This window comes from Syntrophorhabdaceae bacterium, assembly GCA_036504895.1.
Classification (GTDB): domain Bacteria; phylum Desulfobacterota; class Syntrophorhabdia; order Syntrophorhabdales; family Syntrophorhabdaceae; genus PNOM01.
On the sequence record DASXUJ010000029.1, the window covers coordinates 14252 to 39765 of the forward strand.

28 protein-coding genes are annotated in these 25514 nt (G+C 54.0%); 6 read left to right on the forward strand and 22 right to left on the reverse strand.

Annotation, left to right across the window (positions count from 1 at the left end; all coding sequences use genetic code 11):
• Positions 1-260 precede the first annotated feature (260 nt).
• Positions 261-737: a PaaI family thioesterase gene (locus VGJ94_03835; GenBank protein ID HEY3275728.1), complete on the forward strand. Its 477-nt coding sequence runs from the start codon at positions 261-263 to the stop codon at positions 735-737.
• Between the two features lie 318 nt (positions 738-1055).
• Here the strand turns inward: VGJ94_03835 and VGJ94_03840 are convergent, their stop codons facing one another.
• From VGJ94_03840 to VGJ94_03875, 8 genes are all read right to left on the reverse strand, one after another.
• Complete coding sequence (locus VGJ94_03840; protein ID HEY3275729.1) at positions 1056-2588, reverse strand: YifB family Mg chelatase-like AAA ATPase; 1533 nt, start codon at positions 2586-2588, stop codon at positions 1056-1058.
• 48 nt (positions 2589-2636) lie between these two features.
• Positions 2637-3731, reverse strand: coding sequence for a mannose-1-phosphate guanylyltransferase (locus VGJ94_03845; protein HEY3275730.1), 1095 nt, complete (start codon positions 3729-3731; stop codon positions 2637-2639).
• A gap of 11 nt (positions 3732-3742) precedes the next feature.
• Positions 3743-4477, reverse strand: coding sequence for an NAD-dependent deacylase (locus VGJ94_03850; GenBank protein HEY3275731.1), 735 nt, complete (start codon positions 4475-4477; stop codon positions 3743-3745).
• 53 nt (positions 4478-4530) lie between these two features.
• Entirely contained in the window at positions 4531-5511 is a 981-nt protein-coding gene (locus VGJ94_03855; protein HEY3275732.1) for a P1 family peptidase, read from the reverse strand.
• A 35-nt stretch (positions 5512-5546) separates the two neighbouring features.
• Positions 5547-6047: a 5-(carboxyamino)imidazole ribonucleotide mutase gene (gene purE, locus VGJ94_03860; GenBank protein HEY3275733.1), complete on the reverse strand. Its 501-nt coding sequence runs from the start codon at positions 6045-6047 to the stop codon at positions 5547-5549.
• 606 nt (positions 6048-6653) lie between these two features.
• Entirely contained in the window at positions 6654-8837 is a 2184-nt protein-coding gene (locus tag VGJ94_03865) for a PAS domain S-box protein (GenBank protein ID HEY3275734.1), read from the reverse strand.
• A complete protein-coding gene (locus tag VGJ94_03870) occupies positions 8812-9429 on the reverse strand; it encodes a chemotaxis protein CheB (protein ID HEY3275735.1) in 618 nt (205 codons plus the stop codon). Before VGJ94_03870 ends, VGJ94_03865 begins: the two co-directional genes overlap by 26 nt.
• A 236-nt stretch (positions 9430-9665) precedes the next feature.
• Positions 9666-10475 (reverse strand): MliC family protein, encoded by an 810-nt coding sequence (locus tag VGJ94_03875; GenBank protein ID HEY3275736.1) that lies wholly within the window; start codon positions 10473-10475, stop codon positions 9666-9668.
• Positions 10476-10787: 312 nt separating this feature from the next.
• On the opposite strand from VGJ94_03875, the gene VGJ94_03880 reads away from it, so the two are divergent.
• Complete coding sequence (locus tag VGJ94_03880; protein HEY3275737.1) at positions 10788-11474, forward strand: Crp/Fnr family transcriptional regulator; 687 nt, start codon at positions 10788-10790, stop codon at positions 11472-11474.
• A gap of 4 nt (positions 11475-11478) precedes the next feature.
• Here VGJ94_03880 and VGJ94_03885 read toward each other — a convergent pair whose 3' ends face one another.
• The 3 genes from VGJ94_03885 to VGJ94_03895 form a co-directional block, all read right to left on the reverse strand.
• Positions 11479-12543 carry an AI-2E family transporter gene (locus VGJ94_03885; protein ID HEY3275738.1) on the reverse strand — a complete coding sequence of 355 codons (1065 nt, stop codon included), beginning with the start codon at positions 12541-12543 and terminating at the stop codon, positions 11479-11481.
• Positions 12544-12759: 216 nt separating this feature from the next.
• Entirely contained in the window at positions 12760-13116 is a 357-nt protein-coding gene (locus VGJ94_03890) for a YtxH domain-containing protein (GenBank protein HEY3275739.1), read from the reverse strand.
• A 15-nt stretch (positions 13117-13131) separates the two neighbouring features.
• Complete coding sequence (locus VGJ94_03895; GenBank protein ID HEY3275740.1) at positions 13132-13521, reverse strand: DUF948 domain-containing protein; 390 nt, start codon at positions 13519-13521, stop codon at positions 13132-13134.
• A gap of 589 nt (positions 13522-14110) precedes the next feature.
• Here VGJ94_03895 and VGJ94_03900 point away from each other — a divergent pair.
• Together VGJ94_03900 and VGJ94_03905 are read left to right on the forward strand one after the other, a co-directional pair.
• A complete protein-coding gene (locus VGJ94_03900; GenBank protein ID HEY3275741.1) occupies positions 14111-15307 on the forward strand; it encodes a pyridoxal phosphate-dependent aminotransferase in 1197 nt (398 codons plus the stop codon).
• Positions 15308-15367: 60 nt separating this feature from the next.
• Positions 15368-16495, forward strand: coding sequence for a pyridoxal phosphate-dependent aminotransferase (locus tag VGJ94_03905; protein HEY3275742.1), 1128 nt, complete (start codon positions 15368-15370; stop codon positions 16493-16495).
• Here the strand turns inward: VGJ94_03905 and bioD are convergent.
• From bioD to VGJ94_03940, 7 genes are all read right to left on the reverse strand, one after another.
• Positions 16461-17192, reverse strand: coding sequence for a dethiobiotin synthase (gene bioD, locus VGJ94_03910; protein ID HEY3275743.1), 732 nt, complete (start codon positions 17190-17192; stop codon positions 16461-16463). The genes VGJ94_03905 and bioD overlap by 35 nt on opposite strands.
• A 52-nt stretch (positions 17193-17244) precedes the next feature.
• Entirely contained in the window at positions 17245-17454 is a 210-nt protein-coding gene (locus VGJ94_03915; GenBank protein HEY3275744.1) for a DUF350 domain-containing protein, read from the reverse strand.
• A gap of 9 nt (positions 17455-17463) precedes the next feature.
• On the reverse strand, positions 17464-18105 hold the full coding sequence (locus VGJ94_03920; protein ID HEY3275745.1) for a redox-sensing transcriptional repressor Rex: 642 nt from the start codon (positions 18103-18105) through the stop codon (positions 17464-17466).
• Between the two features lie 174 nt (positions 18106-18279).
• Positions 18280-18783: a glycosyltransferase gene (locus tag VGJ94_03925; GenBank protein ID HEY3275746.1), complete on the reverse strand. Its 504-nt coding sequence runs from the start codon at positions 18781-18783 to the stop codon at positions 18280-18282.
• Positions 18780-19253 carry a hypothetical protein gene (locus VGJ94_03930; protein HEY3275747.1) on the reverse strand — a complete coding sequence of 158 codons (474 nt, stop codon included), beginning with the start codon at positions 19251-19253 and terminating at the stop codon, positions 18780-18782. Before VGJ94_03930 ends, VGJ94_03925 begins: the two co-directional genes overlap by 4 nt.
• Before the next feature lie 24 nt (positions 19254-19277).
• On the reverse strand, positions 19278-19934 hold the full coding sequence (locus tag VGJ94_03935) for a methyltransferase domain-containing protein (GenBank protein ID HEY3275748.1): 657 nt from the start codon (positions 19932-19934) through the stop codon (positions 19278-19280).
• On the reverse strand, positions 19918-20745 hold the full coding sequence (locus VGJ94_03940) for an XrtA system polysaccharide deacetylase (GenBank protein HEY3275749.1): 828 nt from the start codon (positions 20743-20745) through the stop codon (positions 19918-19920). The genes VGJ94_03935 and VGJ94_03940 overlap by 17 nt, the downstream gene beginning before the upstream one ends.
• A gap of 138 nt (positions 20746-20883) precedes the next feature.
• Between VGJ94_03940 and VGJ94_03945 the strand changes: the two genes are divergently transcribed.
• Positions 20884-21141 carry a DUF4160 domain-containing protein gene (locus tag VGJ94_03945; GenBank protein HEY3275750.1) on the forward strand — a complete coding sequence of 86 codons (258 nt, stop codon included), beginning with the start codon at positions 20884-20886 and terminating at the stop codon, positions 21139-21141.
• Between the two features lie 4 nt (positions 21142-21145).
• Positions 21146-21391: a DUF2442 domain-containing protein gene (locus VGJ94_03950; GenBank protein ID HEY3275751.1), complete on the forward strand. Its 246-nt coding sequence runs from the start codon at positions 21146-21148 to the stop codon at positions 21389-21391.
• Between the two features lie 238 nt (positions 21392-21629).
• On the opposite strand, the gene dapB is transcribed toward VGJ94_03950, so the two are convergent.
• Genes dapB through lysA form a run of 4 tightly spaced genes read right to left on the reverse strand, consistent with a single transcriptional unit; the run spans position 21630 to position 25391 of the window.
• Positions 21630-22415 (reverse strand): 4-hydroxy-tetrahydrodipicolinate reductase, encoded by a 786-nt coding sequence (gene dapB / locus VGJ94_03955; protein ID HEY3275752.1) that lies wholly within the window; start codon positions 22413-22415, stop codon positions 21630-21632.
• Positions 22415-23302: a 4-hydroxy-tetrahydrodipicolinate synthase gene (dapA, locus tag VGJ94_03960; protein HEY3275753.1), complete on the reverse strand. Its 888-nt coding sequence runs from the start codon at positions 23300-23302 to the stop codon at positions 22415-22417. Before dapA ends, dapB begins: the two co-directional genes overlap by 1 nt.
• Positions 23303-23314: 12 nt before the next feature.
• Entirely contained in the window at positions 23315-24127 is an 813-nt protein-coding gene (gene dapF, locus VGJ94_03965; GenBank protein HEY3275754.1) for a diaminopimelate epimerase, read from the reverse strand.
• 4 nt (positions 24128-24131) lie between these two features.
• A complete protein-coding gene (gene lysA / locus VGJ94_03970; protein ID HEY3275755.1) occupies positions 24132-25391 on the reverse strand; it encodes a diaminopimelate decarboxylase in 1260 nt (419 codons plus the stop codon).
• Between the last annotated feature and the right edge of the window lie 123 nt (positions 25392-25514).

The window sequence follows — 25514 nt, forward strand, 5'->3', positions numbered from 1 at the left end:
GTTTCCCGCGCACCCCAACCTGTGAGGCCTTCATCTCCTGTGCGGCTCGTTGATCATCTCAATCTACCTGAATCTCTATTATTTGTATACAATATTACGACGTTCATCCATTCAAATTTTACACCAGGAAAACGTCATTGTCAACGTCATGAAGCGGGAGAATCCAATCTCCGCTTGACACTGCGGCCGTTAATGGGTTTTACTGGAGGTGCCGGCGGAGGACGGCTCCTGCCTTGTCCGTCGACGAAAGGAAAGGAGAAATGGATACAAAAGCAGTTCAGGATTATTACCCGGACCAATACGCCCATTGCTTCGGATGCGGCCGCCTCAATCACCAGGGCCTCAAAATAAAGAGCTTTTGGGATGGAGAAGAGAGCGTCTGCCGTTACTTACCCGATGCCGCCTATTCAGGAGGTTATCCCGGAAATGTGTACGGCGGCCTTATTGCGTCTCTCATGGATTGCCACAGCTCGGGCACGGCCTCAGCCGCAAAAGTGCGGGCCGAGGGGTTGCCCCTCAACGAGCAGACCATCTCCCGCTTCGTCACCGCATCGATCAAAGTAGATTTCATAAAACCCACCCCCATAGGAAAAGAGCTCGAAATCCGCGCAAAAGTAACAGAGATAAAAGGCAGAAAAGTGCTCCTGAGCCTCACCCTCTCCGCAGAAGGAGAAGTATGCGCCAAAGGGGAATCGGTGATGGTGGAAATACCGGAGAAGAAAGTCTCTAGTCTCTAGTCGCTAGTCGCTAGTCAACAGCAGAGGGGGCAGTCGTTAGTCGACGGGAAAAGAGTCATGTGCGGTGGACTTGCTCCAATATATACTGTGTCGATTTCTTTCGCAGATTGAGGCGACTAGGAGGAGCCGACGCAGCCAACAGTAGGCGCTTTAGGCGGCGTACCTGAAGGTACATCGAGGAGCGCGACAAGGACGGCAACCCCTGTCCAAGGGTCAGAAGCGAGCTTCTGCGAGCCGAGGGGGAGGCTCCTACGGCTTTGCCGTTGGAGGGGGCGACGCAAGCCCCATAAATAGCTGCGGAAGAATCCGGCAGAGTGCCTACAAGGAAATTCTCTTATCGAGCGCACGGTACTGTATCGCCTCTGCTATGTGGGCATCTTCTATGTGCTCTTTTTGGTCGAGGTCGGCTATGGTGCGGGCTACTTTCAGTATTCTGTGATAGGCCCTTGGGGAGAGGGCGAATTTTTCAACTGCTTTTTCCAGGAGCTGTTGGCCGGTTTCCGTGGGGGTGCAATGCTTTTTTACCATTCTGGCGTTCATCTGGCCGTTGGCATGGATCTTCTTGCCTTTGAACCGTTCTTCCTGAATGCGCCTCGCCGCGGCGACCCTTCCTCTTATTGCCTCCGATGATTCTTCCTCTTTATCCGTAGAGAGCTCTCTTATCGTGACGGGAGGCACCTCGATGTGGATATCCATTCTGTCCAGGAGGGGTCCCGAAACTTTGGACCTGTAGCGCCTTATCTGGGCGCCGTTGCAGACGCAGGACCTGCGGGAATCGCCCCAGTATCCGCATGGGCAGGGGTTCATGGCAGCGATGAGCATGAACCTGGCGGGGTAATTGATGGAATGGTTAACCCTCGATATGGTCACGTTTCCGTCCTCCAGGGGCTGCCTCAGCGCATCGAGCACGTTTCTTCTGAATTCCGGAAACTCGTCGAGAAAAAGTACTCCATTATGGGCAAGGCTTACCTCGCCCGGCTTGGGAACGTGGCCTCCCCCTATCAAGCCCGCATCGGAGATCGTGTGGTGGGGAGACCTGAAGGGGCGCTCTTTGATGAGAAAAGTCTGGTGGTCGAGAAAACCGGCGATGCTGTGGATCTTCGTGGTCTCGATCGCCTCTTCATAGACGAGAGGGGGAAGGATGGTCGAAATGCGGCGGGCGAGCATGGTCTTGCCCGATCCGGGGGGACCCATCATGAGGATGTTATGGCTTCCGCTCGCCCCGATCTCGAGGGCGCGTTTCGCCTGGTTATGGCCTTTTATGTCCGAAAAGCTGAGTCCATGGTCCGGGTTGGGGGCAGGCCCGTCGTCCCCGGTCGCTTCGAAAACCTCGAGGTCCCCTTCCTTCCGGAAGAAATGGACGATATCGATGAGGTGGGCTGCCCCGTAGACAGTAATCCCCTGAACGATCGAGGCTTCCCCGGCATTTTCCCTGGGGACGATAAGATGGGGTATTTTCTCGCGCGCGGCAAGAATGGCGACCGGCAGAATGCCCCTCACGCCTTTTATCCGACCGTCGAGGGAAAGCTCCCCTGCCACGAGATAGTCGGCGACCGCCTCTCCTTTCATAATTCCCATGGATGCGAGTATGCCTATGGCTATGGGGAGGTCGAAAGAGGACCCCTCTTTTCTCATATCCGCCGGTGCGAGGTTCACCGTGATCCTGTCGTTGGGAAACTCGAAGCCTGCATTCTTTATGGCGGACCTTACCCGCTCTTTGCTCTCCTTCACGGAAGCCTCGGGCAGACCCACGATACTGAAAGAAGGAAGCCCGTAGGCAATATCCACTTCCACGTCCACTTTTGCGCCGTCAATACCGAAGAGTGTTGCAGTAAAGGTCTTGGAGATCATCAGGTTTCCTTTCGGCTCCTCCGCGAGGGGACCGCAGGGGCCGCCGGGCTACTGCAGTTTTTGAGTTTTTTCTTTCCTGCCTTCGATCCTTTTTACTATTTCCCGCACTTCCTGGGCCCGGTCCGTACTGCTCACGAGTACTCCCTGTCTGGATGCCACTATGACGAGATCGGAGACTCCAAGGGTGCCGACCGTGATACCGTCCCCGTATATGACGCAGCGCTCCGTGTCCACGCACTCCGTCTCCCCGGCCCGGTAATTTCCCTGTTCGTCGGAATCGAAGACCCTGAGAAGGGAGGTCCACGTGCCCACGTCGTCCCAGACGAAACCGGACGGCACCATGAGCACGTTCTCCGCCTTTTCCATAAGACCGTAGTCTATCGATTTGCGCGGCAGGCGCCGGTAGATCGACTTGGCCGCGGCCTCGCCTTTTTCGGCACTGATCGACTTCATCTCCATAAGCCCTGCGTAAAGCTCCGCCATGTGGCGTCTCATGCCTTCGAGCACCACCGCGGCACGCCAGATGAATATTCCCGCGTTCCAGTAATAGGTCCCCTCATGAAGGTAGGCAAGGGCCTTTTCCGCATCCGGCTTCTCCACAATCCCCTTCACTTTATAGCAGGGTCCCCCCGTCTGTCCGAAAGGCTCTTCCGCATTGATATAGCCGTACCCGGTCTCCGGCCTCGTGGGAGTGATCCCGATGGTGACGAGGTAATCCCCTGTCATCGCGCATTCTATGCCGGTAAGAATGGTCCGGACGAAGCCGTCCGTGTCCGGCACGTAGTGGTCCGCGGGCAGGGTGACCATGATCGCGTCGCGATCGATTGATTGCAGAGAGACGGCGGCCAAACCTATACAGGGCGCCGTATCCCTTCCTTCGACCTCTACAAGAAAATTCGATTCCCCGAGGAATGGGAGTTGCTGCCTGGCGATATCGAGGTGGGCCCTCCCGAGGACGATGAAAATCCTCTCCAACGGCGCGATTTTCAATGCCCGCTCCACCGTAAGCTGAATCATACTCTTACCACCCATGAGCGCAAGAAAAGGCTTGGGGGCATTATCGGTGCTCAGGGGCCAGAACCTCTCGCCCCTGCCGCCGGCCATAATGACGCAAAATGTATGGGCATTGTAGGTATCGGTCATCGAGCGATCCCTCAGAGAAGTGCAACGATACCGGGCAGTATCTCCGATGCGTTGCCTTCGAGATAATGATCGGTGATGGAAGAGGTGAAAGGTGTGGGCGCCACATTGATCTCCACAATAGTCGCCCCCTTCGATTTCGCCGCATAGGGGATTTCGGCGGCCGGATAGACGACGCCGGAGGTACCGATAATGAGCATCACGCCGCACCTTCCCGCCTCGACATTGGCGCGCATCATCTCCGTCATGGGTATGCCTTCGCCGAAGAAGACCACTGCGGGCTTGAGGGGTGTATTGCAGCGGTCACAGGTGGGAAAGGGCGTTATCGACATATTGTCCCGCGAGAGCGCCACCCTTCTCGAACAGTCGAGACAGGTGAGCCAACGGTGATTGCCGTGGTATTCTATGACGTCCGTATTGCCTGCCACCTGATGGAGTCCGTCCACGTTCTGGGTAATCACGGATTTAAGGTAGCCCTTCTTCTCCAGGTCGGAGAGCGCCTTATGGGCGGGACTAGGCTCCGCGTCGAATATGACGCGCGACATCTCTCTGAGCATGGTCCAGACCTTCGCGGGGTTCGATTGGAATGCCTGTATGTGGGCATATTCCATGGGGTCATACTTCTCCCAGAGTCCCTGTCCCCCTCTGAAGGCGGGTATGCCGCTGTCCACCGAGATGCCTGCCCCGGTAAACCCCACCACGTAACCCTTTTCTTTAATTACCCGTGCGACTTCCTCAACTTTCTCCATCGCTTAAGTTCTCCTTTCCGGCATTCCATGGCAGGACGCCCTGAAGGGGCCCGTCATCCGGTGGTCTTCCAGCCCTTGGTAATATCTCTGAAGGCGGGAATCTTGCCGAACCCATCGGCTTTCTTTACCGCCCGTTTTATCGCTTCGGCAATAACAAACTCCCCCAGAATGCCCACTTTGTTCACATCAGCTTGGATTTCGCCTTTCGAGATGGCGAACACGAGGTCCCCGTCAAAAGTGGTGTGGACGGGGGTTATAGTTTTTATGAGCCCTCCCTGGGACATCTGGGCTACTTTCGTGATCTCCCTTTTCTGGAAGCGGGCGTTGGTGGCGACCACACCCAGAGTGGTATTGACGAGGCCGAACTGCTTTTTGACCACTCCGGCCCTTATAGCATCGACGGTATTTGAGAATTCGAGGCTTTCCGGGGCTTTCCTCGCCCCGACGATTGTTTTTCCCGTGACATTATCGATAATATCACCGAAGGCGTTTACCACGACCAGGGCGCCCACGATAAGGCCGTCGGGCATAATCACGCTGCTCGTGCCCACGCCGCCCTTCATCGCCCTCCCCACTTCGAAGAGCTTGCCCACCGTGGCCCCGACGCCGACACCGACGCTCCCCTCTTCCACCGACTCTCCCGCATTGAGGCAGGCTTCATATCCCATTTCGCCCGTGGGTCGTATCCTGGAGTCGCCGAAAAAGATATCGAATATGACCGCCGTCGGCACGATAGGTATCCTGACGGATCCCACGTCGAAACCTACGTTTTTTTCCTCAAGAAAACGGGAGACGCCGCTCGCCGTATCGAGGCCGAACGAGCTTCCACCGGCAAGGAGTACCGCGTGAACTTCGTCCACGATATGGCCGACGCTCAAGGCATCCACCTGTCGGGTGCCTGCCGCGCTTCCACGGACATCTATGCCGCACACCGCGCCCGATCCGCAGAGGATTACCGTACATCCCGTATACCCCGTAAAATCGGACGCGTGTCCTACCGTAATGCCCGGCACATCGGTGATCGAGTTACGCATGTAAGGAACACCTTATCAGAAGGCGGATTGACTTGTCAATTGTCGGAGTAGCCTTCGAGGCGGGCGGACTTCTCGTCGTTCTCCCTCTTCAGCTCCGCCTTCATCTCTTTGAGTTTTTCCGCCACTGCAGGATATTTGATCGAGAGTATCTGGAGCGCCAGGATGGCCGCGTTGCGGGCCGCGCCGATGCCCACGGTGGCCACCGGAACGCCTGTGGGCATTTGAAGAATGGAGAGTACCGCATCAACCCCGTTCAGGCTGCCCCCGCCCATGGGAATACCGATAACGGGCAAAGTGGTGTGAGCCGCGATTACACCCGGCAAATGGGCGGCAAGACCTGCCGCGGCGATAATGACCTCAAAACCACGGTCCCGGGCGGTACGTGCATATTCGGCTGTTTTTTCAGGATTTCTATGGGCGGAGGAGATATCGAGCTTCACCCCCGCGCCCGCCTGTCTCAATACTCTGACTCCTTCCTCGATCACGGAAAGATCACTATCACTGCCGATGAGGATCAGCACCTTAGGTTTCGACATATGGGCTCCTTAGTCTTGAATGCAGGCAAGGCTGCCCGTTAATGATACATGAAAAGCCGTTTTTTTTCCACGATATGATTCGATTTACTTCAAAAGATTGAATTGCCCATAGAAAAAGCGCGATATAGGTCCCTTCGCCCCGGGAGGCGATCACCTGCACCTTGCTTTCGTATCCTCCAGCCCGTCGATGATGAGCTCGGCCTCATCGTCCACATCCATGGTCGATCTGATGAAGGCGCCCACGATAAAACCGGTCAACCCCAGAAAGAGGAGAAGAGAAACGACGAGCGCCGTTATTTCGAGTATGGCCGTTATGCCCTCCTTCCCGGCTGTGCAGAGGGGAGGGAGACGATCCCTACGGCTCCGGCCCTAAAAGAATAACTCTCCGGTAAGACATTGCCTTCGCCTCCCTCCCGACTGTCGCCGCTAGACACATAATATTCATGGCCAACGGGACCGTCTGTCGCTCCAGGGACTTTAATTTTGTGGTTTCATTCTACGCGGAAATGTGGTCGTACCGGCGACGGGACGGGAGTTCGGTCTTCCCATCCCACGTATCCGGTAAAAGAGGGGCGGTTTAGAAAAAGGAACGGCGGTTCCGCCTTGTCATTCCTTCTGTTTTTTATCGAGGACACGGCGCAGAGATGTGGCAAGCTCGGCCCTCGAGAGGGGCTTCATCAGGAACCCCTTGATTCCCATGGCTGCCGCTTTTTCAGGGGATATGTCGTCGCTGTATCCCGTGCAGAGAATGATGGGGATGTCCGGCCTCTTCTCTATCAGGCTTCTTGCCACGTCAAGACCGGTCATTTCGGGCATGGTCATATCCGTGAAGACGAGATTGAATTGTTGGGGGTTCTTTGAAAACAACCGGACCGCCTTCATGCCGTCGGTCATGGCCGTTACCTCATAGCCGAGCCTTTCCAGGTGGCTCTTCCCCAGCTCCGCGAGGATTTTCTCATCGTCTATAAAAAGGATGTGCTCTTTTTTACCCCTCTTCACCCTTGCCGTATGTTTCTCATCGGCCACGAGCGCTTCTTCCCCCCTGGGAAGGAAAATCCTGAAGGCGGAGCCTATCCCGGGGGTGCTCTCCACCACGACTTCTCCATTCAAGCCCTTCACTATACCATAGACGACCGATAGGCCGAGGCCCGTCCCCTGCCCCACTTCCTTTGTGGTAAAAAAAGGCTCGAATATCCTTTTTAAGACCTCCCGGTCAATACCCGTTCCCGTATCTTTTACCGTGAGCTCGATGTACTTTCCCGGCGGAAGCTTCAAATCGGCTTCCGAGCCGGGCCTGATACGGGCTTCGCCCAGGGCCACCGTCAATTCGCCGCCTGATTGGCGCATGGCATATGCGGCATTGGTGCACAGGTTCATGATCACCTGCTGGATCTCGGATGGGCTCGCGATCACCGTATCCTTGATCGTTTCGATCTGCGTCCTTATCTCGATTGTTGCAGGCAGGGACGACCTCAATAGTCTCAGCGTCTCTTTCACGAGTGGCTCCAGCGCGAGGGGCGCCCTTTGATAGTCGGTCTTTCGGCTGAAGGCGAGGATCTGCTTTACCAGATCGCGCCCCCTGAACCCACTCTTCAGGACAAGCTCCAGATGGTGCTGCATGGGACTCGTCGATGGGATGTCGTCAAGCGCCATTTCAGTGAAACCTATGATCGCAGCCAGGATATTGTTGAAATCGTGCGCTATGCCCCCGGCAAGGGTACCGATGGCCTCCATCTTCTGGGCCTGCCGGAGCTGGGCCTCGAGCTGGCGCTTCTCCGTCACTTCATGGCAGGTGACTACCCGGGATACGACTTTTCCGGAAGAATCCCTTATGGGGGAAATATTCTTTTCCACCAGGATTACCGCACCGTCCTTCCTTTTGAGCGGGTAATCACCGGTCCATGTATTACCCTTCTCTATGTCCAGACGGATGAATTCGTAAAAGGATTCTTCCCGCTCGCCGCTTCTTAAGATCCTCACGTCGCTGCCGACGAATTCATCGCGCTCATACCCGGAAAGCAGAAGAAAGGCGCGGTTCGCGTACTCCACCTTCAAACCCGCCTCATCAATCAGGAGGACCCCTTCAGCGGATTGCTCGATAGCCGTCACCAGGCGCCGCCTCTCCTCCGCCTCTACGGCAAGCCTTTCATAAGTCCGGCTCAGCTCCTGCGTCCTTTCCGCCACGGTCTGTTCCAGGTTCTCTTTCGCCCGGCTCAGCTCCTCTTCCGCTTTCTTGCGTGCCGAAATGTCCTGGATCACTATCCGGATTGCGCGGTGCCTGTTTGCCTGCACCGGAAGGCTCTCCAGCTGACCGTGAAAGAAAGTGCCGTCTTCCTTCCTGAGGACCAGCTCACACACTCTCTTCTCATTCCAGCGGAGTACCTGCATTACATGGAGATGAAAGATATCATGAAAATCGGGGTGCACGAAGGAGCGCAAAGGCCGTTTTATGAGGCGCGCCTTCTGTGCGCCGAGCAGGGTTACCGCGGCCAGGTTTGTCTCCGTGATACGGCCCGATTCGTCGAGGGTAACATATCCCACCGGCGCAAAATCGTAGAGATCGGCATATTTCGCCTGCGACTCTTCCGCATTGAGACGCGCGCGGGTAAGCTCTTCATTTTGCATCTCCAGCTCAATCTCGTGGATCTGCAGATCGACCACGAGCCTCTCTCCCTCCAGTGTACTCCGGGGCACGAAGGTTTCGACCCTTTCCGCCTTGAGCCGCTCCTCCGCCCGACGGCGCAGCGTCCTTGGGACAGGCAAATTATTCTCTTTTACCTTCCTCTTCATTAATTGCCCTTTCTCCGGTATGCGTTGTCCTGCGTAGTTTTCGTTCCCGCTCCTTGGCGAGCGCCATGTCCGTAAAGGTGGCCGCTCCTTCGTCAATCCTGTTGTCCCTCGTCCGGTACGGCTTTGTGCGCGCGGCGAGCCGGGAATCGGTCCGGATGACGAAAATATCGAAGAAGTGGGGGGAACCGTGCGAGATGGACGTATTCTTATGGGGCGCAGTAGTATGGATGCGGTCCGACTCGACCCTGAGATGACCCTCCGCGCGGCAGCCCTTCAGGTTTATTCCCCCCTGAAGGATCCCCGGCATGATTTCTTTGTGATTCGGGGCGAGGTGCTGACCGATGACACAGACAATACCGCTTTGAGACGGCAGGCCAATCAAGAACACTCTCACCGTCTGCAGTCCACCGGCGGAAGCGCTGAATCCTCCCGCAGAAAAATTGGTTTCTTCGCGAGAAGGGGCATATCTGTTTCCTTTACCGGCCGCAGGACGCTCCTCTTTCACGGTAAAAGGAAAGGTCCCTTTTCCGGCAGGCCTCTTCCTTTCGCCTTCCGGACGGCCTCCTTCCCCCCCTGTGGCCCGATCTGCCATTTCACCCTCGCCTGCCCGGTTTTGCGCCTCTCCTGCCTTCGCGACAAATATTCCACTTATGGGCGATGCGAATCTGAATGTGCCTTCACAATTAATGTGTAACGATACTACAATAATAATGATAAAATTTTATTTATACAATAAATAATCGAGCCGGGCGGCGATAAAATTTTCCTTCCGGCTCAATGATATGTGCTGCCTCCCGGTCATCGACCGGGTTTGGCCCTCACTCCCCCCTATTCCTCCCCTACGTTCCATCCTAACGCAGTAAGGACATTCGCCGGTATGGCATGTTCCTTTACCTTCTTCTTTTTTACCTCGGGCTTGTCCGACCCGAGAAACCAGTCAATGCCCCGCCACGCTCCCTTATCCTTTTTCATGAAAAAATAGAGGGCGCCGTCAGCCATGACCGTCATTTTCCCGTATTTCTTCTCCACCGGGGCGAGCACAAAGAGAACCGAGGCGTAACCCCCCTTCACCATAACCTTCTTCACCACCTTGGCGCAGGGTGCATTTACCGGCTCCCTGCCCTTACCGGCATTGAGCAGACATTCAAAAGGCTCTGCGGGAGGAGGGTCTCCAAAGTCCTTATCTGTTTCTTTCAATAACGAAGCATACCGCGCGATACCGTCGCAAAGTGCGCTGTCCGCCACGGGCCGGCAGGAGGCTAACAGCGCTGTTTCCCCGACGGCCCTCTCATTGCCGCCCCCCGGGGCTTCTTTTCCTTTGAAGACAACCCCATCTCCCTTAAAAAGAGTCGCACTCCCCTGATGCTCCCAAAAGGTCATTTTCCCGTCACTATACCGTGCCCCCGATGCCGAAACCGCCTCCGGAAGGGTCAGCTCTTTCCCTTCGGGGGGCCGGACCATCACCTTCCTGCCTTTTATATCAAAGCGAGCGGTGAGCTGCGTCCCGTCAGAAGAGATATAAAGGGCGGTCACGATATTCTCAGGCTCTTTCCCATGGGTGGGACGTGTATTTGCTCCCATGAGAATGGCGAGGGCCAATAATAGAAATGCAATCCGGTATAGGGTCACTCTCTTCATACAATCCTCCGTGAGGTATGGCTTGGCCGGTGTTTCGACCGACTCTTTCTTCCCTGACTTTCTCTGTAAATTATCGGTGGCTGCAGCCGAATTCCTAAGATGTGGTGAATGGCGTCAAAGAAACAGGTACACGGATCATGGTGTGTAAAACGGGCAATTCCATTATTTCTCTTTTTACGGGGCTGAAAGGGCTCTATGCCCGCACCATGTATTTCCATCTTCCGGAAACGAACATCGACACACTCTCGCCGGCTCTCGCTCGCGCAATTCGTCTTTCAATTGCCGTCGTTTTCCATTACAATACACTTGATCATGTCAAAAATCGTCTCCTTCATCTCCAATGCCACCCTGTTCCGCGGCCTGCCGGAGGCGCAGATCGAGCGGCTCGTGCGGATTTCCCAGACCTTCAACTATAAGCGCGGGGAGATCGTCTTCTCCGAAGGGGAGCCTGCCGCGGGCCTTTACATTCTCTATCTCGGCCGCATGAAGATCTACAAGCTCTCTTTCGAAGGCAAGGAGCAGATCCTCCACATCATCGAGCCGGGCGAGCCCTTCGGCGAAGTAGCAGTCTTTCTGGGCGCCTCCTTTCCCGCCTACGCGGAGGCGCTGGAAGAATCGAAGGCCCTTTTCTTCCCCCGCGACTCCTTTGTATCCCTCATAAAAGAGGACCCCTATCTCGCCATGAATATGCTTGCCGTCCTCTCCCAGAGGCTGAAATACTTCGCTCGCCTCATCGAAGACCTGTCTCTCAAGGAGGTGCCCCAGAGGTTTGCCGCCTATCTTCTCTATGGGAGCGACGAGTCGGGAAGGGATTACGTACATCTCAACATCACCAAGGGCCAGCTCGCAAGCTTACTGGGCACCATTCCGGAAACTCTCTCCCGTATCCTCGGAAAGATGGTCCTGGAAGGCTTAATTGAAGTCCAGGGGAGAAAAATCACAGTCCTCGACAGGAAGGCACTCGAAGCGGTCATCTCCGGGAAACGGACCCTTGTCTGACCGGCTATTCGGCATGCTCTTTCGTGGCGTCTTCGTCCGTATAGCGTAGTATCTCGAGAACCGATATAAAGAGGGCGAATACCAGGGGACCGAGGATGAAGCCCACGAAGCCGAATACTTTTATTCCGCCCAAGATGCTGAAAAAGATGGCGAGGGTGGGGAGCTTCAGGCGGCCCTTGATGATGAGGGGACGGAGAAAACTGTCAACCGAGCTGATTCCCATGGCGCCGACAATGAATAGGACCAGTGCTTTCCAATAGAATCCCTGCAACGCGAGATATGCCACGGCAGGCCCCCATATGACGAAAGTGCCGACCAGGGGAATAAAGGAGGAGATGCACATGGCAAGCCCCCACATTACGGGCGACGACACGCCCAGGATAGAGAAGGCGATCCCGCCCATGAGGCCCTGGATCACCGCGATGGTAACGCCCCCGTAAATCGTGGATACCACTATGTCCCGCGTCTGTTTCAGGAGTCTCTCCCGTTGTCTCTTTGAAAAGGGCATAAAAGTGCTGATCCTCTCCAGGAGCTCCGGGCCGTCTGCGAGGAAAAAGAAAATAGAGAGAAGCATGAAGACGAAGTTGACCAGGGTGGTAACCGCGTTTCCGAGACCGCTCCTGATTATGCCCATCGACTGCTTACCCATCTCCTGGAGATTGTCCGCCACGGCCTTGGTAAATTCACCTTCAGTCATATGGAATATCTTGAGCATCTTGGTGATGCCTTTATTGACCATGGGATGCTCGAGGAGGCTGGTCACGGGGTCGGACGGGGCAGTTCTCAGGTATTCGGAAAGATTGAATATTTCCTGAGTGAGGATGTAGGAAAAATATGCAAAAGGGCCGAGAAGAATAATAAGGATGAGAAAAAGGCAGAGGAGAGAAGCGACACTTTTCAGCTTCACCCCTTTTCTGATGAGGAGGTACACGGGATAGAAGACTATGGAGAGAACGATAGCCCAGATAATGGCAGACAGGAAGGGCTGCAGCATCTGATAGGTAAGATACGCGAGAATAGCAGCTACGACGAAAATGGCGAGGGTGGCAAACCTGTTCGGGGACGCCATGCGCTCACAGAACGGGTGGTACCCGGTCAACCCTCAGCCGGGCTCTCCATTGCCACGCGAAACTCCCCAACAGCACTCTCCCCCTCGTGTTCATCCGGTCTTTAAAAACTCTGTTCCCCCGGGATAACCGGATGTAATGGGGCTTGAAGGCCCGTAAGCCTTCAAGCCCTTCGTACGCAAATGTCCGCACGCACCCGCATACACGGGTCGCCGTTATTATAGATTACCGGGAGCCTTAGTCTTTTGCAAGCTTTCTTTTTCTTTTTCGTAGGCCTCTTTCCCCGCTTCCACTGCCGACGCAAGGACGGCTTTCTGCTCGGTCAAAAGGTCTTTTCCCTTCTCCACCATCTCTTTGCCTTTATCCACCATACAGGAGACCTCTTCCTTCACCTGCTCCATGTATGTCTCTGCCTTGCCTTTTACCTCGTCCGCCAGTTCCTTGAGCTGGGCCCGCGTCTCCGCGCCCGTCTTGGGGGCGAGGAGAAGAGCGGCTCCCGCACCCAGGAGTCCCCCTATAAAAAATGAGGCAAGTACACATCCGGCCGTGAAACCGCCACTTTCATTCTCTGCCATGTCAAACCTCCTTGATTATGTTTGTTTTCTCCTGAAGAAATTACTCACCACATAACGTGACGCGACTTTGAGGCCGACCCTCATACCGGCGAGGCTTACGGTAGAGGTCTCGACGATGTTCTCCACCAAGTTCGTAACGGCCTTTACGTTCTGCCCGACCTGCCGCACCGACCCCGCGAAGACCTTCATATCGTCCGCCACATCTCCCACATCGTCAGTCAAATGCCTCAGACTCTGAAGCGAGAGTCGCAATTCATCTAATACGGGCACGAGGGATTCTTCGGTTTTCCGTGCCGACTCCCTCATAATGTGGATGCCTTCCCTGAGCTCGATCAGGACACGGATTACGATAACGGCAACCGCGATGAGAATGATCGTGATAACAATGAGAAACAGGTCTACCATCTCTCCTCCTTTACCTACCGGACTCCAAAGACCCTCGCGGAAAAGCCGGAGGCATGTTTCTATGATCCGATGTTTAACTATAAACACTCGGTTTTTTTATTTCAACGGGTCGAACAACGACTTTTCGACCTCCCTTCCGGTTTCTTGAGCTTCTTTACCCGGGAAAGAGCCGACAGCTCACATGTCTTTCCAGGTAGCATCCAATGTATAGTAATCGGCCGTATCTGTCAATAATTTAGGTAAATGTCCCCGTTTTTTTAACTTATACGATATTTATTCTCTTTATGGATTAAATTGCGACTAATATCTTCAAGGCAATTTAGGGGAGTGAACAAAGTCCGGTCGGAAGAGTTTTCCCTGACATTTGGTCGCCATTCCCCTTGACAAGGCATTGAAATTGCGTTATTATTTCCCCATGAACCGGGTAACGGCCATCTTTGGCTTTTATTATTACTTTAGGAGCTCGCACCCGGGCATAATTTTGCTTTGACATAAGCAAAAAGCCATGGGTGCAAAAGGCCCCATGGCTTTTTTAGTATTAAAGCCATGGCATAAGGCCATGGCTTTTTTTCGTTTCAGAGGAGGAGCGATGATCATTTCGAGAGACATTGAACGGCTCATAAAGGATCAGGAAGGCTGGACCCGGAGGATGTTCGAGGAAGGCATCAGGATTAAGAAGCTTTACGGGGAGAACTCAGTATACGATTTTTCTCTCGGCAATCCCGATACCGAGCCGCCCGAAGCACTCGGCAAGGCGCTCGTGGAGGCGGTTCTGAACCCCGCCACCGGAATGCACCGGTATATGTCCAACAACGGCTATGAGGATGTGCGCGAGGAGATCGCCCAATATCTGGCCGAAGACAGGAGCCTTCCCTTCACCTCTTCCCACGTGTTCATGACTGCCGGCTGCGCAGGCGGGCTCAATATGATCTTCAGGAGCATCATGAACAGGGGCGATGAAGTGATCGTGCCGAGCCCTTTTTTCTGGGAATTTAAAAATTATGTCCACAATGCGGGCGGGGTGCCCAGGTTCGTCGAGACCAACCTCGATTTTCAGCTCGATATCGGCAACATCGAAAAAGCGATCACACCAAAGACCAGGGCCGTGCTCATCAATAGCCCGAATAATCCCACGGGAGCGGTCTATAGCGAGGAGAGCTTGAAGGAGCTTGCGAAGCTCCTCTACCAAAAGAGGAGTGAGACAGGCCGCGAGATTTTTATCATCGCCGACGAGGCGTACCGGAAGCTCGTATACGACGGCATGACCTTGCCTAATCTCTTTAAGATCTATGACCTGGTTCTGGGTGTCACTTCCCATTCCAAGGACCTCGCCCTGGCAGGGGAGAGGATCGGCTATATCGCAATTTCGCCGGAGATAAAGGATTTTCAGCTCCTCGTGTCGGCCCTGACTATTACCATAAGGACCCTGGGCTTCGTAAACGCCCCCGCCCTCTTCCAGAGGATCGTGGGAAAATTCCAGAGAAATTCGGTCAGTATCGCCGATTATGAGAAGAAGAGGGATCTCCTCTATGACACCCTGATCGATGCGGGCTATGAATGCGTGAAGCCCACGGGCGCGTTTTACATGTTCCCCAAATCTCCCATACCTGATGAGCTTGAATTCGTGAGGGCCCTCCAGCAGGACGAGAGGATCATGGTGGTGCCCGGAAGGGGTTTCGGCAGGGAGGGTTATTTCAGGATTGCCTATTGCGTCCCCTTCGAGAAGGTGCTCGGCTCTCTCGACGGGTTCAGGAATATTGCGAAACGATATATTGAAAAGGGGTGATCCATGCCGGTATCCAAAAGTATCTCAGAATCTATGAAAAGCTCTTCCTGGATAAGGGCTATGTTCGAAGTGGGCGAAAAGCTGAAAAAGGAGTTCGGTCCGGAAAACGTCTTTGATTTCACTCTTGGCAACCCGATCGTCGAACCGCCGGCAAAGCTGAAGGAGGAGCTGGTGAGGATAGTATCGTCCGACATCAGGGGAATGCACCGGTACATGACGAACAGCGGATACGTTGAGGTGCGGGAAGAGATCGCGGCCTTCTATAGAGAGAGGAATGGTCTCGCCTTCACCAGTAACCATATCATTATGACCGTTGGGGCGGCGGGGGGCATCAACGTGGCCCTGAAGGCACTCCTCGATCCGGGCGACGAGGTGATCGTTCCCTGCCCCTATTTCGTGGAATTCAGGTTTTACATCGAAAACCATGGCGGCGTGATCAAGCTTGTGGATACGCGCGATGACTTCCACCTCGATGTGGAGAAAATAAGAGAGGCGATCACGGAGAAGACGAAGGCCATAATCGTGAATTCTCCCAACAACCCCACCGGGGTGGTGTACGACGAAAAGGAGCTCAAGGAGCTGGCCCACCTGCTCAAGGAAAAAAGACGGAAAGGCCAGAGGATCATATTGATCTCCGATGAGGCCTACAGGAAGATCATCTATGACGGCATCGCCTACCCCGATATGTTCAAATTGTACGAAGATACGGTGACCGTCACGTCCCACTCCAAAGACCTCGCCCTTCCCGGCGAAAGGATAGGCTATATCGCCGTGTCGCCCCTTCTCAGCAATGTGAAGACCTTTATCGATGCCGCCATATTCGCAAACAGAATACTCGGGTTCATCAACGCCCCGGCCATGATGCAGCGTCTTGTGGGAAAATTCCAGAAGAACAGCGTGGATATCATGGATTATCAGAGAAAGCGCGACGCCGTCTACACTATGCTGGTCGATGCGGGGTTCGAGGTGGTAAAGCCCATGGGCACCTTCTATATCTTTCCCAAATCTCCCATCCCTGATGATATTAAATTCGTGAGGACCATGCAGAAACACCACATTCTCGGAGTTCCCGGCATAGGCTTCGGCAAAGCGGGATATTTCAGGCTCGCCTACTGTGTGGATATGGAAGTCATCGAAGGATCACGGAGATATTTCAAAGAGATCGGAGAGTTGCTCCATCGTAAATAGCTTCTACGTCAAGATTCGTTGCCGCCATACGGCCGAGCCGGTCAAGGTCGGCCCCTCCGTCGCCAAATCCTTCGAGGTAGGGCATGATGCCGAGGAGGGGCACGGGCAGATACTTGCGGAGCATCCCGGGGTTCGTCCGGGTCGCTACGTCTGAAGAACCTTCGGAATCGTTGAGGATTACCCCTATCGTCCTTATCCCCTCGGATTCAAGAGAGCGGCAGGTAAGGAGGGTATGGTTGATCGTACCGAGACCGAGCCGCGCCACCACCACCACGGGCAGGGACCATTTTTTCATCAGGTCCTGAAAGAAGAAATTCTCTTTTATGGGCACGAGGATGCCCCCCGCCCCTTCCACAATCGTAATATCATGGTTTTTCACGATATCCCTGCAGATTCTCTCAGTAGCGTCCAGATCTATCCCTTTCCCCTCCTCCAGGGCCGCCGCCTCGGGGGCCAAGGGTTTTTGGAATGTACAGGGGTTTATGGATGCGAGGCTGTCGCGGGAACCTGAGGCATCTTTCAAGGACTTCGCGTCGCATGGGAAAAATTCAGTCCGGTCCAGAGGCAAGCCTGTCTCGAAAGGCTTCATCACCCCCACTGAAAGTCCTTTTATTCTTGAGAAATAGGCGGCGAGGCTCACCGATGCAAGGGTCTTGCCCACACCGGTATCAGTTCCGGTGACAAAAAGGGCCCTCATAAGGACGATTGGGACAAGGAGACTATCCCTCGTATGGGTGGGAAAGGGATCATTACCTCATGACCGAAGAAACAACGAGAGCGAGACCGATGAACAGGCAGCCGCAGACAATGGCAAGACCTATATTACCTTCTTCCACGATCTTCTTTTCAAAATCGGGAGTGAATATGGAGCCGGTGACCTTGAGGCACACAAGGGCCACTACCATAAATACGGCGGAATATACAAAAATCTCTATTACGTTGCCCAGAATTTTCCACATTGAGAGGCCTCAGTTTGACAGGTAATAGACGAGATTGTCGAGTGCCGATGTAAAAAAGAGATTCCGGAGTTTCACGTTTTTGGGTACCGTCACAGGGGAAGGCGAGAAATTGAGAATACCTTTCACATTGGCATCCACAAGGAGGTTGGCCACTTTTTGCGCCTCACTGGGAGGGGTCGTAATAATCCCTATTTCCACGCCCCGCGTCTTGACTACCTCCTTGAGGGCGTCTATATGGAGAATCTCCACAGGCCTCCCCATCCGCTCCGAGATATGGCCGATTACTTTCGCCGGATCGATATCGAAGGCGGCTACGATCTTATAGTTCTGTTTCAGAAAATCCTTGTATACCAGGAGCGCGCTGCCCATGTTGCCCACGCCCACCACCGCAATCTTCCATTCCCGGTTAATGCCCAGTATTTCTTTTATATTGAACTTCAGCTCCTTGACATTATACCCCATGCCCCGGACGCCGAACTCGCCGAAATAGGCGAAGTCCTTCCTCACCTGAGCGGCATTTACATTGCACATGTTCGCAAGCAGGGCGCTCGATGCCACCTTTTCATTCTTGGTCTCAAGGTCTTCCAGGCATTTCAGATAACTGGAAAGTCTGCGTATCGTCGCTTCAGGAATTTTTGCGTATTTAGCCATTATCAGCACCCGCGCGTGAAATCACTTAAGTTTCCTTTACTTCTATGTAACAGTTCTCAACGGCAAATTCAAGAGAAAAATTTAACAAGCTCCGGCATGTGATGGCCGGCAGCCCGTTGCTTTACGGTTAAACTTGATACATTATTCACTATTACAGAAGTTTTAAGGAGGTTTTCAGTCTCTTCTATTATCTGAAACATAGTCCCGGATAAAAGAAAGAAGGCGCTCCCGTTCCGGGGAAAAGCGTGGTTCTATGGCTCTTTCCTTCAATAGTGCGCTCACCTTGAGGATGACGGACTTCAGCTCTTCGATTCTATCGACCACGAAAATGCCTTCCCTGCCTTTGAGCTGCAGGGCCAGCTCCATCTGGTGGTCGTCGTGATGCTCGCCCGCCTCGCTCGAACGCGGGACGAGGATGAGAGGTTTTTTGTACGCAATCGCGTTAAGGACTGTGCCGACCCCGCCGTGGCCCACGATCATCGATGCATCTTTGAAAAAGGAGAGGATCTCCATGAAATTGAGGTATTGGAACCACTTCATATGCTTCGGCTCTTCATCGATATAGCCGATCTGGGCGACCACTTCCTCCTCGAGCTCGCCGGCGATCTCGTCGATCTTCCGGATAAGGCGATGAAACTCCACGCCCTTTATGGAATTGCCCACGGTTACGAAGATCATAAGAGCCTGCCCCTGTACTGCGCCTTCTCATGCATCCCTGCCAGCTCCTCCCATTGCACGAGGAAGAGATCCGCAAACTTATATACGAGCTTTGCGGTAAGGGAGAGGGTCCTGATCCTCGTGAAGCACTCCACATATGCCACCTTCGCCCCGAAGAGGAACTTGCCCATCACGAACGCCGGCAATGCAACCTCGGAGCCCGTGGAAAAGATCATGTGGGGCCTGTGAGCGATGAACATCCTGAGCATGGAGAAAGTTCCGACGAGAAGAGTGATGGGAAGGCCGAATTTTACGGAATAATTAAAAAAGAGCTTCAGCTTGCAGATCTTCTTCACGCTCTCTAATGAGAGGCCTTTCATATTGGGAAAATCGAGGGTGATGAGGTAGACGTCGCAACCCTCGAAGGCCTCCACCATGCTCAGGGTCTCATTCAGATGTCCGCCGGGGGACGAGACGATATAGATATTCATATTAATAATCCCGCGCCGCGGACCCTAAATTTCCGCTTTGACAATGTAACCCGCCTTAATGGGGATAATCTCGTACTTATTCAACCCCGCTGCCGTGCAAAGCTTTTGTATGTCCGATTTGGTGTAAAAATATACGGGACAATCCTTTGTCGCAAGCCATATCTTCCGGATGGGCATCTGGGGCGTGAATTTGGAAGGAAAGGAGATGATCATCCTCCCCTTCGTCACATCCTTCATCTTCCTTAAGAACGGGAGCGGCTCCTTCAGGTAGTCGAAGACGCCCATGGCGAGGGTGACGTCGAATTTATCATCTGTCGGAAAAGTAGTGAGGAAATCACCGCATATATGGTTGATCGAGAGGCTGCTTTTACCATGAATCTCCCGCACTTTCACATAATGCTCCGCCATGCGGATCATCTCAGGGGAGTAATCGATGCCCAGCACTTTCATGCCCCGCTCGGCCAGGGGGATAGTGAACCTTCCGGCGCCGCACCCGATGTCGAGGACGGTAAGATCGCCGGATCCACAAAGGCCGATGGCCAGCTCGAAACGCTCGGCCATGCCCCTCCTGAATACCAGATTCGCGATCCGGGTGAGAAGCCCTCCCCGATTGTCGTATATATCGTCAAATTCCTTTGCAGCCCTGGTAAAGTAGTCCCTTACCTTAACTTCTTCGTTCATTTTCGATCCATTCCATGGTTGATATAAATTTAAAATCCTGGGCGAGCCTGCGAAATTTGCCTTCCGTCGACGCGAGCCGGTAATAATGGTACCACTTTAAGCCCTCCACGCGGGGTTTCCCCGGGTCAAGCTCCCAGGGGTGGAGGTAGCAGACCGCCACATGCCCTTCCTTATTAAGCTTCCGTAAGGCATGGGCAACGAAGAAATAGGGGAAAAACCTGAAGTAAAAGCCCCCCGCCACCGGGACTTTTTTCCCCACAAGGGGTGTCCTGTAGATGGAAAGGGGAATCTCCATGAGCCCCTTGCCGTCCCCCCCATTCGCGAAATCCACTTTATAAGGATATAGAGGGGCATCGGCCAACCCATAAAGGGGCGTTGCCACGGGGAACACGCTGGAGTCATATTCAAGCCCCTGCTTTTTCAGTATATCGAGGGCCCAGAGGGTTTCCTTCATTACCGTAAACTGGGGGGCCCTGTAGCCCTTCACCTTCTGTCCCGTGATCCCCTCCAGGAGATCGACCGACCGCGCTACATCCTCCGCGAACTCCTCGGGCGTCTGATCCGGGATCCTCCTGTGGTTATATCCATGGGAGCCGATCTCGTGGCCCTGGTCCGCAATCCTTTTCACCATCCCGGGGAACCGCTCCGCCACATGGCCGAGGATAAAAAAAGTCGCCCTGTTCGCCGTCTTCTCAAGGATAGAGAGGATCTTATCGGTAGAAGCCTCAACCCGCGGCTCATAGCTTCCCCACCGGCTCACCTCAAGATCGCAGTACCAGTCCTCCACATCTATCTGAAGAATATTCACCACGCAGCCACCATAAAATCACGAATAGCAAGCCCATGTCAAGCCCCGAGGTCAGGAACCGCCGCCAATCTCACCCGGTAACAGGCCTCGCCAACCATATACTACTTGATTTGCTCCCCAAGGTGATGAATAATTACACATATGCCGGAATTATCAAGATTTTTGGGAATTATAATCGCCATGTTCTATAAAGATCACGCTCCTCCTCATTTTCATGCGAAATACGGAGAATATGAAATAACCGTTGATATAGTCGAGGGAGTGATTCATGGTGAGTTCCCACGAAGAGCGCTGAGTCACGTGTTGGAGTGGTATGAGCTGCACAAGAATGAATTGCTCAACGACTGGGAATTGGCGGGTCAGGGAAAGCCGCTCGATCCTATCAAACCATTGGAGTAAAGCCATGATACCAAGAGTGAAAGAAGCCCGGTACATAAAAGATTTCATAATCGAAATCATTTTTGCGGATGGGGTGGAAGGAAAAATCGATTTAAGAGCCGATCTGGAGGGAGAAATCTTCGAGCCCCTCAAGGATACAAGCTATTTTAGACTATTCATCGTCCATCCCGACCTTCACACCCTCACCTGGCCCAACGGAGCCGACCTCGCCCCCGAATTTCTTTATCAAAGAATAAAAGAAGCTGCATGAGCCGTTGAAAAGGCAACTTAGATTCTTCATTTTATTTCTGGCTTAATTATTTTCAAACGAAGCGGCCCGTATTTTTTCGTTGATCTATTTTGGCGTTCTTTTAACGAAAAGCGCAAGATCGGGTCGTATTTTTTCTCAGATCGAGGCGGCAAGGAGGAGCCGACGCCGGCGTACTGTTGAGTACGTCAAGGAGAGTGACGACGCGGCCAACGAAGGGCTGGGGAAAAAGACGGCCCGATCACAGACCCAGGACGTTTTTCATGGTATAGATGCCCGGCCCCTTATCCGCGATCCACTTGGCCGCAAGAATAGCCCCCCTGGCAAAATTATCCCGCGAATACGCCCTGTGGGTGATCTCGAGCCTTTCACCTGTGCCCGCGAACATGACCGTGTGCTCCCCCACCACGTCCCCGCCCCTTAGGGCAAGGACGCCTATCTCATTATGCTTTCTCTCCCCTATGAGACCTTTTCTGCCGAAGACCTCCTGCCAGTCTTTATCGGGCCTGGCGGATTCGGCGATCTCCATCAGCTTTACTGCGGTCCCGCTGGGGGAGTCCTTCTTCAGCCTGTGGTGCATCTCCACGATCTCGATATCGTAATCGTCCTGCAGGGTCTTCGAGACCTTTTCCACTATATCGAACATGAGGTTCATGCCGACGCTCATGTTGGGCGATATGACGGCCCGTGCGCCGGGGGTGTTTTCCATCTCCCGGAGGGCCTCGTCGGAAAAGCCCGTGGTGCCTATCACGATCGCCTTTCCCTTCGCCGCGGCAAGCCTGAAATGGGCAAGGGAGGCCTCCGGTCCGGTAAAGTCTATGATTACATCGCACCACGGTGTCATGGCGGCGAGATCATCGGCAACAGGGGGCGAGCTCTTTACCGCCCCTTCCACGGGCTTGCCGACAAGAGGATGTCCCTTGGTCTCCAGGACGCCCGTTACCTCCACGTCCTTGTCGGCCAGGGCGAGCCTCAATATGGCGGATCCTACTTTTCCGGCCGCGCCGGTGACGATGACCTTTACCATCAGTCTCTCCTGAGGAGATTATAGTCCCTGAGCACCTCTTTCAAAAAGGCGCTGTTTTTATCCGCGAGGGGGCATAAGGGGAGTCTCAGCTCTTTTTCCATAAGCCCCATATGATACATGGTCTCTTTGATGGGAATCGGGTTCGTCTCCACAAACATGGCCTGCATGATGGGCAGGAGACGGATGTTGATGTCCCGTGCCTTTTCGATATCCTTCTCTTCCATAAACGCCCGGTAAAGCTCCTTGAGCTCTTTGGGCAAAGCGTTCGAGATGACCGATATGACCCCGACCGCGCCCACAGCCATCATGGGGAGGAAGAGGTTGTCGTCCCCCGAGACTATGGTGAACCGGCCGCCAGTGAGCCGGAATATCTCGGCCACCTGCAGGACGGAGCCTGACGCCTCTTTAATACCGATAATGTTGGGGATCTGCGCGACCCGGGCCACGGTCTCCGGCATCATGTTGATCCCCGTCCTTCCCGGTATGTTATAGAGCACGAGCGGTATGTCCACCTCTTCGGCCACTTTTTTGAAGTGGCGGTAAAGGCCCTCGGCAGTCGGTTTGTTGTAATAAGGGGTGGTGAGAAGACAGCCGTCGGCGCCCATCTTCCTGGCGCTTTCGGTCAGCTCTATGGTCTCCGTGGTGCTGTTCGATCCCGTGCCGGCGATTACGGGCACCTTCCCTTTCACGTGTGTGATGGTGAGCTCTATCACCCTGGCATGCTCTTCATAGGAGAGGGTCGCCGCCTCACCCGTGGAGCCGCAGGATACGATCCCGTCTACACCACCCTCGAGCTGGAAGTCGACCAATCTCTTCAGGGCCTCTTCGTCTACCTCATATCCGGCAAAAGGGGTCACCAAAGCCGTGTATATCCCTTTCAAGTTCATGGATTCTCCTTTCTATAACAATGCTTCTTTGTTAAGTTTACCCACATAGATGAGTCTCGATTCCCCTTCGAGGTAGACGTCGCCGTCGAGGTAGACCTTGAGCATCTCTCCTCCCCGTGTCTTTATATGCACCGGGCTCTCCACCAGCTCCTTGTTTTTCAGTATCACGCCGACCGCCACCGCCCCGGTGCCGCAGGCAAATGTCTCTCCCTCGACTCCCCGCTCGTAGGTGCGCAGCTTGAGGTTCTTCTTATCCACGACCTCCACGAAATCCACATTGGTGCCTTTCTCTCCGAAGGATTTGTGGTGACGTATCTGCCGCCCGAGGTCCTCCACGGGCATATGGTCCACATCGTCTACTATGAGCACCGCGTGGGGCACCCCCGTATTGACGCTGCTCAGGAATATCTCCTTGTCCTCCAGGCGCACCGGGTAATCGAGCTTCAGGTCGATGGGTGAAGTGAGCTGGAGCTTTACCCGCGTGCCGCTCACCTCCGCCTTGATGACCCCTGCGATCGTCTCGAATTCCATTTTTTCACTCGTAATGCCGTTAAGAAAGGCAAACCGGGCCGCGCACCGGCCGCCGTTTCCGCACATCTCGGCTTCAGACCCGTCGGCGTTGTAGAACCTCCAGCGAAAATCATGATTTTTCGATTTTTCGATCAGTATTACCCCGTCCGCGCCCACCGAATGATGTACCCTGCACACCTTCTTGACGAATCCCTTCACATCGGGAAAATCGCGGTCAACCGTGCCTTCCCTGTTGTCGACGACAATAAAATCATTTCCACTCGCGCTCATCTTGCAAAATTCCAATTCCGACACTCCTTTATACCTCCAAAAATGATGGGATCGATTCTCCCCTGATCAGGTCTCTGAAGGTCTCTTTTTTTCGTATTACTGCAAATTCGCCTTCTTTGACCAATACTTCCGCGGCCCTCCGTCTGGAGTTATAATTCGAGGACATGGAAAAGCCATAGGCGCCCGCGCTACGGACCGCCAGAAGCTCGTCCCTCTCGAGTATCGCCATCTCCCTGTCTTTTGCGAGAAAATCGCCGGACTCGCAGATGGGCCCCACAACATCGACTTTCAGCTCTTTTTTCGATTTCTCGTTTACGGGGATAATCTCATGATAGGCATCGTACAAAGACGGTCTCACGAGGTCGTTCATGGCCCCGTCTATGATATAGAACGTTTTTCCCGGGACCTTCTTCACATAAAGGAGCCTCGTCACGAAAAGACCGCTGTTGCCCACCAGTACCCGTCCCGGTTCGAGCACCACCGTGAGCCCCGTATTCCTGAGCTCCTGCTCCACTGCCCGGGCATATGCCGCGGGGTCGGGCGGCAGCTCATCCTTGTAGGTGATGCCGAGCCCCCCGCCTATATCGATATGGGAGAGCTTTATTCCATCTTCCGCGAGCTGGCGCACCATGCCCCTCAGAGACCTGACGGCTTCGACAAATGGCGTTATTTCAAGGATCTGAGAGCCTATATGGGAGGAAATACCGAGGGGCTCCAGGTATTTGTCTTCCTTTATCCTTTTATAGAGGCCCCTGGCATCGGCCCACAGGACGCCGAATTTATTCTTCTTGAGCCCTGTGGTGATATAGGGATGGGTTTTCGGGTCTATCTCGGGGTTGACCCTGATCGAGACAGGCACCCTTTTGCCCATGCGGCGCGCAACATCGGCAACCACGCCCAACTCCTCTTCGGACTCGATATTGATCATGAGCACGTCCGCCTTGACGGCAGAGCGGATCTCTTCCGCGGTTTTTCCCGCACCGGAAAAGACGATCTTCTTTCCGGGAATTCCCGCCTTGAGGGCCCTGAAAAGCTCGCCCCCGGATACGATGTCCGTGCCTCCGCCGAGATTCCCGATGATCCTGAGGAGGGAAAGGTTGGAGGCCGCTTTGCAGGAATAGCATGTAATGTGCGGTATCCCCTTGAAGGCATCGTTGAAGACGCGGAAATGACGCTCCAGCGTCTTATAACTGTAAATGTACACCGGTGTTCCCGTGGCCTCCGCAATCTTCTTTACGGGCACGTCCTCGCAGTATAGTTCTCCTGATTTATACGTGTAATAATCCATTCCTCACTCTTTCGTAAGTATTATAATAGACTCTTTCGAGCCTTCACTCTCATTCCCGGAAGTATCGACGGCGGTCACATAATAGGAGACATACCTGGCCTCCGAAACTGTTTCGTCGAGAAA